Origin of the sequence: Microbacterium sp., assembly GCF_036277215.1 — a bacterium.
In the GTDB taxonomy this organism is placed as follows: Bacteria; Actinomycetota; Actinomycetes; order Actinomycetales; family Microbacteriaceae; genus Microbacterium.
In genome coordinates, this window is record NZ_DASUNI010000083.1 from 1 (window position 1) to 7,046 (window position 7,046).

10 protein-coding genes and 1 pseudogene are annotated in these 7,046 nt (G+C 67.1%); 3 read left to right on the forward strand and 8 right to left on the reverse strand.

Annotation, left to right across the window (positions count from 1 at the left end; translation table 11 throughout):
* Positions 1 to 657 (forward strand): kelch repeat-containing protein (locus VFX99_RS04125; RefSeq protein ID WP_329665051.1); only part of this gene is annotated, 657 nt, incomplete at its 5' end.
* A gap of 31 nt (positions 658 to 688) precedes the next feature.
* Here VFX99_RS04125 and VFX99_RS04130 read toward each other — a convergent pair.
* From VFX99_RS04130 to VFX99_RS04140, 3 genes are all read right to left on the reverse strand, one after another.
* Positions 689 to 964, reverse strand: coding sequence for a hypothetical protein (locus VFX99_RS04130; protein WP_329665052.1), 276 nt, complete (start codon positions 962 to 964; stop codon positions 689 to 691).
* A gap of 104 nt (positions 965 to 1,068) precedes the next feature.
* On the reverse strand, positions 1,069 to 2,523 hold the full coding sequence (locus VFX99_RS04135; protein ID WP_329665053.1) for an APC family permease: 1,455 nt from the start codon (positions 2,521 to 2,523) through the stop codon (positions 1,069 to 1,071).
* Positions 2,524 to 2,606: 83 nt separating this feature from the next.
* Positions 2,607 to 3,101, reverse strand: coding sequence for a hypothetical protein (locus tag VFX99_RS04140; protein ID WP_329665054.1), 495 nt, complete (start codon positions 3,099 to 3,101; stop codon positions 2,607 to 2,609).
* Between the two features lie 188 nt (positions 3,102 to 3,289).
* Between VFX99_RS04140 and VFX99_RS04145 the strand changes: the two genes are divergently transcribed.
* Entirely contained in the window at positions 3,290 to 3,556 is a 267-nt protein-coding gene (locus VFX99_RS04145) for a hypothetical protein (RefSeq protein WP_329665055.1), read from the forward strand.
* Between the two features lie 106 nt (positions 3,557 to 3,662).
* Here the strand turns inward: VFX99_RS04145 and VFX99_RS04150 are convergent, their stop codons facing one another.
* The 4 genes from VFX99_RS04150 to VFX99_RS04165 are packed head-to-tail and all read right to left on the reverse strand — an operon-like array spanning position 3,663 to position 5,944.
* On the reverse strand, positions 3,663 to 4,427 hold the full coding sequence (locus tag VFX99_RS04150; RefSeq protein ID WP_329665056.1) for an ABC transporter permease: 765 nt from the start codon (positions 4,425 to 4,427) through the stop codon (positions 3,663 to 3,665).
* Positions 4,424 to 5,233, reverse strand: a complete 810-nt coding sequence (locus VFX99_RS04155) for an ABC transporter ATP-binding protein (protein ID WP_329665057.1) — start codon at positions 5,231 to 5,233, stop codon at positions 4,424 to 4,426. Before VFX99_RS04155 ends, VFX99_RS04150 begins: the two co-directional genes overlap by 4 nt.
* Positions 5,230 to 5,601, reverse strand: a complete 372-nt coding sequence (locus VFX99_RS04160; protein ID WP_329665058.1) for a DUF1048 domain-containing protein — start codon at positions 5,599 to 5,601, stop codon at positions 5,230 to 5,232. Before VFX99_RS04160 ends, VFX99_RS04155 begins: the two co-directional genes overlap by 4 nt.
* A gap of 1 nt (position 5,602) precedes the next feature.
* Positions 5,603 to 5,944, reverse strand: a complete 342-nt coding sequence (locus VFX99_RS04165; protein WP_329665059.1) for a PadR family transcriptional regulator — start codon at positions 5,942 to 5,944, stop codon at positions 5,603 to 5,605.
* A gap of 148 nt (positions 5,945 to 6,092) precedes the next feature.
* Between VFX99_RS04165 and VFX99_RS04170 the strand changes: the two genes are divergently transcribed.
* Positions 6,093 to 6,764 (forward strand): cation transporter, encoded by a 672-nt coding sequence (locus tag VFX99_RS04170; RefSeq protein WP_329665060.1) that lies wholly within the window; start codon positions 6,093 to 6,095, stop codon positions 6,762 to 6,764.
* Here the strand turns inward: VFX99_RS04170 and VFX99_RS04175 are convergent.
* Positions 6,761 to 7,046 (reverse strand): annotated as a pseudogene (locus VFX99_RS04175) (heat-shock protein HtpX); the annotation flags it as partial. The gene VFX99_RS04170 and the pseudogene VFX99_RS04175 sit on opposite strands and share 4 nt — an antisense overlap.

Consider the following 7,046-nt stretch of genomic DNA (forward strand, 5'->3'; position numbering starts at 1 on the left):
CGAGTGCTCGTCGTCGGAGGCTGGATATCTGCCGGCCGGTACACCGATACCGTCGAGATCGTCGATCCGGTGACCCGGGAGGTCGCGCCTGCGCCGCCCCTGCCGTGGGCGGCCGACGCGCTGGAGGCGACATCCCTACCAGGCGGGGGAGTCCTGGTGACAGGCGGCCAAGTGGTCCGCGGCTCGGCGACCGCGCGCGCCGCCGTCTTCGAGGAGGGAACGGGTCAGTGGCGCCCGGTCGATTCGATGACCGCCCCGCGGCTCAAACACTTCGCCGTCCTGCTGGACGACGGCCGCGTCCTGCTCGGCGGCGGCACACCGGATGATCGGACGCTGCTGTCGAGCACCGAGCTTTACGACCCTGAAACGGGGAAGTTCGCGCCGGGGCCGGAGATGATCGAGCCACGCTACAAGCTCCCGGGCGGCGTCGTGGCGCTGCCCGGGAGCAGGGTGCTCATTGCCGGCGGCGGCCGTACCGCCGAGATCGTGGATGTCGCGACGGGCTCATCGCAGCTGGTCGCGGAATTCGACGGCCGATCCTCCTTCGCGACGGTGAATCTCGTCGCCGGTGACGCCGCCCTGGTCCTCGGCGGCTATGACGAGAACATCGACCTGACGGGTCTGGATCGCCTCATCAGCATCCCGGCGGCACCGTGAGCGGTGGCGCCTGCGGCGTCTGGCACGCGCCTCAGTCCCGGCTGCGGCCGCCCAGGCTGGGATAGCCCGCGAACGGCACCGGCCCGTGCGCGTGCAGGTATGCCCGGTGGATCCGTTCGCATGCTTCACGCAGCGTGGTCGCCCACCCGAGCACCTCGCCGTGCCACATGGCCTTGTAGCGGGTGTCCGTGCCGTTCATGATGCGACGGATCTCCACTCGGCCGTACTCGCGACCCTGCGGGTCGATCATCCGCCAGACGCCGGTCGGCCCCTCGACCGCGGCGAGTATCGGATGCCACTGACCCATCTCGACCCGGTTCCCCTTCCCCGGCCGAGAACGCCAGGCTACTCGGGCACCGCCGACATTCCTATCGACGTGCTTTTCCGGACTCGCCAGGCTGGACGCATGAGTCACTCCGTCCCGACTGCCGCGGATGCTTCGACCACGGCGTCGCCGGGCTCGGTGTCGAGCACTTCCCGGTTGAAGAACCACATCTTCGCGAAGTAGACACCGCCGGCCAGGATCAAGACGAGGTCGATCACCACCGAGACGAGCGCGCCGGCCGGCGTGACGAGCACGAACAGCGCGATGGCCACCCAGATGAGCGCCGCCACGGCGACCGGCAGCTCGAAGCGGCCCAGACTGAAGCCGCCCTCTCTTCGTTCCAGCCTCTTGCGCACGACGAGGTAGAGCACCACGATCGCGCCGTAGATCAGCGCGGGGAGAATCGTGGAGGCGACGATCAGCTCGATCAGCGCGGCACCCGGCAAGGCCACCATCAGCACCACGCCGACGAGCAGAATCAGGATCGTCGCCGGGATGGGCGTCTTGGTGCGCGGGTTGACGCGTCGCAGCAGCCGGTGGGCGGGGAACCGCTCGTCGCGGGCCATGGCGAACACCTGGCGCGAGCAGGCAGCCATCACCACCATTCCTGCTCCGAACATCGCGAACACCATCCCGGCGAGGAGGACGCGTTCCATGACCGGACCGAGCTGATCGCGGATGATCGTCGCAACCGGCGATCCGCTGTCGGTCACATGCTCGACGTCCGGGATCGCGATGGTGAGCACGATGAGGAAGATCAGACCCAGCACCGCCGCGGCGACGACCGATGACACGATCGCCCGCGGGACGCTGCGGTACGGGTCTTTCGCCTCCTCGGCGAGGTTCGCGGCGGAGTCGAAGCCCACCAGCGTCGTCAGGCCCATGATCATTCCGGCCATCAACCCGCCGCCGATCGCGAAGTAGTTCGGAGAGTCGGCGGTCACGCCCCGGGACGTGAGGTTCTCGACGTCGCAGCTGCCGGTGAAGACCATCACGAGTGCGAGCGCGAGCACCAGGACCACGACGATGGCGAGCTCCACCCCGACCGCTCCGGCGGTGATCAGCCCGAGAAGGCGGGTGGACGCGATGACGAGGACAGCCTGAACGACGAGTATCGCCACGGTCAGCAGGCGGGCGACCTGCTCGTCTTCGGGCATGTTCAGGAGCGGCATCAGCGCCTGGCTCGCCAGGGCGTTGTCCATCGCCACGACGGCGATAGCGAGGTACCAGAAGCTCAACCAGCCGAACAGCCACCCGACCCGCGGGTTCGCCAGCCGTGACGCCCACTGGTAGGAGGATCCGCTGAGCGCGATCCGCGCCGCGAACTGGGCGACCACCAGCGCCACGAGTGTCTGCCCGATCGCCGCGAGGATCCACAGCCAGATTCCGACGGGACCGGCCTCCTGGAGCACCTCGTCGTACGTCGCGAATATCCCGACCGCGACCGAGATGAATGCGAACGAGATCGCGAAGACCTGGAATGAGCCGAGGCTGCGTCTGAGCTCCGGTTCGTAGTTCTCCGCCGCGGCAGGCTGAGCCATGTCCTCTGCTGTCATTGCCGGGTCCGATCTTCTTCGATCAACGAGAGGGCCGCTGCAAGTCGCACCGGGCGCCGGAGGCTGGGTCAGGGCGCGGGCACCTGAAGGACGCGGCGCAGTTCGGAGCCGCCGCCCTGGAGCCGGTAGGTCACCACGACGTTCGCCGGCCCCGACAGGGTGAACCTCGAACGGAGCACGAATTCATGGGCCTGCCCCGGTCCGAGGTCGACCGGACCTTCCGCGGAGCCCCGTAGCCTCTGCTGATCGAGGGTCGTGAGGCCTTCGAGCCGGACACCCGAAGCGCTCTCCGGGCCTTCGTTGACGAGCAGCCACTGCTCGGCGCCGAGGCCACGAATAGCGAATTCGGCGCCGCGCGACGAGCCGGTGGGCAGGATCCCCGCGCGAGACTCACCGCCGCCGCTCATCGCTGCTGCGAGCGTCGCGCGCTCCTGGTTGTCTCGCGAGCGCTTGTTGTTGGCGTAGGTGAGATAGCCGAACAGCGCAGCGACGAATACGGCCAGTGCCGCCGAGATGGACCCGACCCACTGGGCCCACAGCGATGCGGCTTCATAAGGGGTCACGTCCGCGAGCGTATCGGCAACCCGCCCGCTGCGTCCGCCGCTTGGGTCCGCTGATGCGCACGCGCCGGTTCAACGATTAGCGCCGATTCGACGACGCGTCAACCCCCGTGGCGAGCACGGGCAGATGGGTCCACTGTTGTCTCCGAGCCGCTCCGCAACGTCGCGGAGCACGGTTCGAGGAGGCAGTCATGTCCACTCACACCCGGTCCGCGAAAGCGCCCACGCCCGAGCTCATCTGGGTGGGCGATGGCGCGTGGATCGCCTGCGACACCTCCATGCCGGACACCGATCCGCACCGGGTGATCGCATATCTCGAGTGCAGGAACTCTCGGGTCTCCGTGCTGTGGGTGCGCGATCGACAGGAAGCGGGGCTATACGAAACGCTGCGTGAAGCGCTGGACGAGGTGACCGCACGGGCGGACCGCTCAGCGGTCCATGCCGGGCCAGCCGTCTGACCCCACGCGACGCTTGGCGCGCGGGTCGGGGCACTCGGGCGTACAAGACAGAGGTGGGCCGCAATCTTGGGGGGATGCGGCCCACCTCGACCCTCCGGCGGGGTGGTCAGCTGATCTTGCGGCGGTAGATCGCGATCGCGAAGCCGTAGGCGACCACCAGGATGCCGACGAGCCAGGCGAGCGCCACCCAGATGTCGGTGCCGACGGGCTGCCCGCTGAACAGCGAACGCATGGTGTCGACGATGGCCGTCACGGGCTGGTTCTCGGCGAACCACGCGACCGGGCCCGGCATCGACTCGGTGGGGACGAACGCGGAGCTGATGAACGGCAGGAAGATCAGCGGGTAACTGAATGCGCTCGCTCCGTCCACCGTCTTGGCCGACAGCCCGGCGATCACGGCGATCCAGGTCAGTGCGAGAGTGAACAGGATCAGGATGCCGATCACCGCGAGCCAGCCGAAGAACGAGGCACCGGTACGGAACCCCATGAGCAGCGCGACGCCGATGACGACGGCGATGGACACGAGGATGGCGACCAGCGACGTGAACACGTGCGCCCAGAGCACGCTCGACCTCGCGATCGGCATGGACTGGAACCGCTCGAAGATGCCGCCCTGCATGTCGAGGAACAGCCGGTACGCGGTGTAGGCGATGCCCGAGGCGATGGTGATCAGCAGAATGCCGGGGAGCATGTAGTCGATGTACGACTCCTGCGAGCCGGTGTCGATCGCCCCGCCGAAGACGTACACGAACAGGAGCATCAGCGCGATCGGGGTGACCGCGGTGGTGATGATCGTGTCGGGACTGCGGAGGATGTGGCGCAGCGAGCGGCCGGTGAGGACACCGGTGTCGCTGACGACGTGAGTGGTCATCGTGATTCCTTTCCTGCCGAGGCGGTGTCGACGGTGTTCGTGTCGCTCGCGCCGGTGTCGCCGACAAGGGCCAGGAAGACCTCCTCGAGGGAGGGCTGCTTCTCGATGTACTCGACCTTGGCGGGCGGCAGAAGCTGCGTGAGTTCGTCGAGGGTGCCGTTCTGGATGATCGTGCCCTTGTGCAGGATCGCGATGCGGTCGGCGAGCTGCTCGGCCTCATCGAGGTACTGCGTCGTCAGCAGCACCGTGGTTCCGCCCTTCGCGAGATCCTTGACGGTCTGCCACACCTCGAGCCGCGCCTGCGGGTCCAGACCGGTGGTGGGCTCGTCGAGGAAGATCACCGGCGGGTCGCCGATCAGGCTCATCGCGATGTCGAGGCGGCGGCGCATGCCACCCGAGTAGGTGGCCGCCTTCCGTCCCCCGGCGTCGGTGAGGGCGAAACGGGCGAGGAGATCGTCGGCGATCGCACCCGGGTTCTTCAGGTGACGCAGTTTTGCGACCAGCACCAGGTTCTCCCGTCCGGTCAGAACCTCATCGACGGCGGCGAACTGACCGGTCAGGCTGATCGACTGGCGTACGTCGCCCGCGCTCGCTGCGACATCGAAGCCGTGAACGGTGGCCGTGCCGGCATCCGCTTTCAGCAGTGTCGACAGGATGCGCACGACCGTGGTCTTGCCGGCTCCGTTCGAGCCGAGGAGAGCGAAGATGCTCCCAGCCGCGACATCGAAGTCGACGCCGCGCAGCACATGCAGATCCTTGAACGACTTCTCGACCCCCTGCACGTGGATGGCTGGTGCGGTCGTCATTTCTTCTCCTCCTGCTCTGCGTCGTCGATCGCCTTGTTCAGGCGCTCGCGTTCCTTGTCGATCCACCGCTTGCCCGAGTAGGCCTGCGCGAACGTCTCGGCGAACTCCGCCGGGTCGTCGCCGACGATCTCGCGCACGGGCGTGCCGTCGGCTGCGGCGCGCTCCCACAGGTCGGCGAGGTCGCCGAACATCGCCACGAGCTTGTCCCCGTCGACGGTGATGCTTCCCGAGACCATGAAGTACCGCTCGACGGCATCGGCGGCGCTGCGGTACGGCTCGGGGAGCGCCTTGATGCGTGCCTTGTACTGCCTCCACTGCTTCTTCTGTTCGAGTGAGCCGGTGACGAATTCGATCCACTTGGCGGCCATGTCAGTTCTCTCCTTCTGCGATTTCGGTGTGGAGCGTTCCGATCCGTTCCGAGAGGAAGCTCCACGTCCTCCAGAACTCGTCCAGCTGGTCTCTGCCTCTGGCGTTGAGCGAGTACACCTTGCGCGGCGGGCCCTTCTCCGAGGGCACCTTCTCCACGTTCACGAACCCTCGCTGCTCGATGCGGACCAGCAGTGCGTACACGGTTCCCTCGACCAGGTCGGAGAACCCCTGTTCTCTCAGCCGCGCCGTGATCTCGTACCCGTACGCGGGCTGAGTCGCGAGGACGGCGAGGACGATGCCCTCCAGGGTGCCCTTGAGCATCTCCGTCATCTGATTGCCCACGGTCGACCTCCTCGATCTACTGAGTGTCATTGACTACTAGTAGACGGTAACACTAAGTACTACTAGCTGGCAACACTTAGTAGTGGAGGTGCTTAGAGCCGTGCAGTTCGGTGTATCTCGGCCCCAGCGAGCGCAGTACTGTGCACCCATGGCCGCCCCGGAAAGGACCGTTCCGGTCGAACGAACGCACGTCCTCCAGCGACGCATCCGCTGGATCGTGGCCGCGACCATCGGCTACAACCTGATCGAAGCCGTGGTCGCGATCACGGCCGGAACGATCGCGTCATCCGCGGCGCTGATCGCGTTCGGACTGGACTCCACCATCGAAGTGCTCTCCGCGGCCGCGGTCGCGTGGCAGTTCACCCGGCGCGACCCGCAGAGGTGGGAGAAGGGCGCGCTGCGGGTCATCGCCATCGCATTCTTCGCGCTCGCCGCTTACGTGACCATCGCCTCGGTCACTGCGCTGATCGGCCGGGTCGAGATCGAGCACAGTGCGCTGGGCATCTTCATCACGGCGCTCAGCGTCGTGGTCATGCCGTTCCTGTCGTGGGCGGAGCGCCGGGCCGGACGTGAGCTCGGCTCGGCGACGGCCGTCGCCGACTCGAAGCAGACACTCATCTGCCCCTACCTGTCGGCTGCGGTGCTCGTCGGGCTGCTCCTGAACACGCTCTTCGGCTGGTGGTGGGCGGACGCGATCGCCGGGCTCGTCATCGCCGTTTTCGCGATACGCGAGGGGCTCGAGGCGTGGCGCGGAGACGCCTGCGCCACGTCAGTGGGGATGCTGCTCGAAGACGATCACCAGGAGCACAGCGAAGGCTAAGAGGTGGCCGCCGGCAGGATCTCGGCGAGCAGCGCCTCGACGCGCCCCTTGATGTCGTCACGGACCCGGCGGACCGTTATGAGGTCCTTGCCGGCGGGGTCTTCGAGTTCCCAGTCCTCGTAGCGCTTGCCGGGGAAGATCGGGCAGGTGTCGCCGCAGCCCATGGTGATGACGACGTCGGAGTCCCGAACCGCCTCGGTGGTCAGGATCTTCGGCACGTTGTCCGCGATGTCGATGCCCTCCTCTGCCATCGCGGCGATGGCAACCGGATTGATCTGGTCC

What these genes read in the sequence shown, in the direction of transcription:
- VFX99_RS04130 (WP_329665052.1), bottom strand. Translation starts at nt 964, where the DNA reads ATGGGTCAGTGGCATCCGATACTCGCCGCGGTCGAGGGGCCGACCGGC.
- VFX99_RS04135 (WP_329665053.1), bottom strand. Translation starts at nt 2,523, where the DNA reads ATGGCTCAGCCTGCCGCGGCGGAGAACTACGAACCGGAGCTCAGACGC.
- VFX99_RS04145 (WP_329665055.1), top strand. Translation starts at nt 3,290, where the DNA reads ATGTCCACTCACACCCGGTCCGCGAAAGCGCCCACGCCCGAGCTCATC.
- VFX99_RS04150 (WP_329665056.1), bottom strand. Translation starts at nt 4,427, where the DNA reads ATGACCACTCACGTCGTCAGCGACACCGGTGTCCTCACCGGCCGCTCG.
- VFX99_RS04155 (WP_329665057.1), bottom strand. Translation starts at nt 5,233, where the DNA reads ATGACGACCGCACCAGCCATCCACGTGCAGGGGGTCGAGAAGTCGTTC.
- VFX99_RS04160 (WP_329665058.1), bottom strand. Translation starts at nt 5,601, where the DNA reads ATGGCCGCCAAGTGGATCGAATTCGTCACCGGCTCACTCGAACAGAAG.
- VFX99_RS04170 (WP_329665060.1), top strand. Translation starts at nt 6,093, where the DNA reads ATGGCCGCCCCGGAAAGGACCGTTCCGGTCGAACGAACGCACGTCCTC.